Raw genomic sequence first — 1,589 nt, forward strand, 5'->3', positions numbered from 1 at the left:
ACCATGCACTGTGTCGCCCTCGCTGGCAATAGATGTTGTAACAAGTGCCTCAGCCAACCTAAAAATAACCCATATAGGGGCTTGGATAAGCTTGCGACTGCATTTTAAAAAACAGGTGTTTTGCTGGGTTCGCCGGCAATCTCTTGCACCAATTTGGGGACTAAGTAGCCCGATACACTCTCGCGTAACGCCTTATGTAGCGCGCGGGCCTTGGGCAGTGGCACATCAAAATGGGCCGCGCCCTGAACTTTATCTAGGGTATGCAAATAATAGGGCAGTACCCCGCATTGGAATAAACGCTCACTGAGTGCTTTGAGCGTCTCAACCGAATCGTTCACGCCGCGCAAAAGCACGGTTTGATTGAGCAGGGTGACGCCGGCCTGTTGCAGTTGGCCCAGGGTTGTGGCGACCTCGTGGTTAATCTCGTTGGCATGGTTGGCGTGAATCACCAGAACATTGTTAAACCGATCGCTGGCCAGCCACTGCAGGCATTCACTGGTAATGCGTGAAGGCACCACGATAGGCAAGCGAGTGTGTACCCGCAAACGAGTAATGTGAGGAATCTCAGCAATTTGTGCGGTTAGCCAGGCGAGAGTGTTGTCCGGTGCGTTGAGTGGGTCGCCGCCGCTGAAGATGACCTCGTTAATGGAGGGCTCGCGGGCAATATAGTCCAGTGCTTTGCGCCATGTGTTGCGGTTGGGGCGGTTATCTTCATACGGGAAGTGACGGCGAAAACAGTAGCGGCAATTAATCGCGCAGCTGCCGGTCACCACCAGCAGCACTCGGCTTTGGTATTTGTGAATAAGCCCCGGGTGGGGGTTGGCCGCAACTTCACCCAGCGGGTCTTGGCTGTAACCGGGCTCGGCCAATAACTCATCACCCAAGGGTAAAACTTGGCGCAGCAGAGGGTCATTGGGGTTGCCTACCTCCATGCGGGCAACAAAGCTGCGCGGTACTCGCAGAGCAAACTTTTGGCCGGCTAAGTGCGCGGCGGGTAAGTCTTTCGGGTCCAGTTTCAGCAGCTCAAATAGCGCCTCAGGGGTGCGAATTAGGTTTTTCAGCGCCTCTTGCCAGCTTTCGGTGTGCCATGTGGGGGCGGTTCGATGTATCATTGGCGCCTTTACATTTTTGCTAAATAAATACGAGAGGGGTTATGGCGACCTATTCTATCAGTGATTTCCGTACCGGGCTGAAAGTAATGCTGGACGGCGATCCATGTAACATTGTTGAAAATGAGCTAGTAAAGCCGGGTAAAGGGCAGGCGTTTAACCGCGTGAAGTTGCGTAACCTGACCACCGGTCGTGTATGGGATCGTACTTTCCGTTCCAACGAAAGCTTGGAAAGTGCCGATGTGATGGACCGCGATATGGAGTATCTCTATAACGACGGCGAATTTTGGCACTTTATGGACCCTGACAATTTCGACCAGTTTGCCGCCGACGAAAAGGCTGTGGCAGACGCGGTTAAATGGTTGCGCGAGCAAGATAAGTGCGTGGTCACTCTGTTTAACAACGCGCCGCTGGTGGTTACCCCGCCCAATCACGTTGAGCTGGAAGTGACCGAGACCGATCCCGGTTTGAAAGGCGATA

General features: G+C 53.6%; 2 protein-coding genes. One reads left to right on the forward strand and one right to left on the reverse strand.

Annotated features, from left to right (window positions below; genetic code table 11):
* Positions 1 to 104: 104 nt before the first annotated feature.
* Entirely contained in the window at positions 105 to 1,112 is a 1,008-nt protein-coding gene (gene epmB, locus Q4526_RS11210; RefSeq protein WP_215977172.1) for an EF-P beta-lysylation protein EpmB, read from the reverse strand.
* Between the two features lie 41 nt (positions 1,113 to 1,153).
* Here epmB and Q4526_RS11215 point away from each other — a divergent pair.
* Positions 1,154 to 1,589: elongation factor P (locus tag Q4526_RS11215; protein WP_215977173.1), on the forward strand; the 436-nt coding region annotated here is incomplete at its 3' end.

The sequence above is a fragment of the Gilvimarinus sp. 2_MG-2023 genome, from assembly GCF_030547685.1.
Classification (GTDB): domain Bacteria; phylum Pseudomonadota; class Gammaproteobacteria; order Pseudomonadales; family Cellvibrionaceae; genus Gilvimarinus.

Excerpts from the sequence above, each read along its gene's own strand:
- epmB (WP_215977172.1), bottom strand. The coding sequence starts at position 1,112 with ATGATACATCGAACCGCCCCCACATGGCACACCGAAAGCTGGCAAGAG.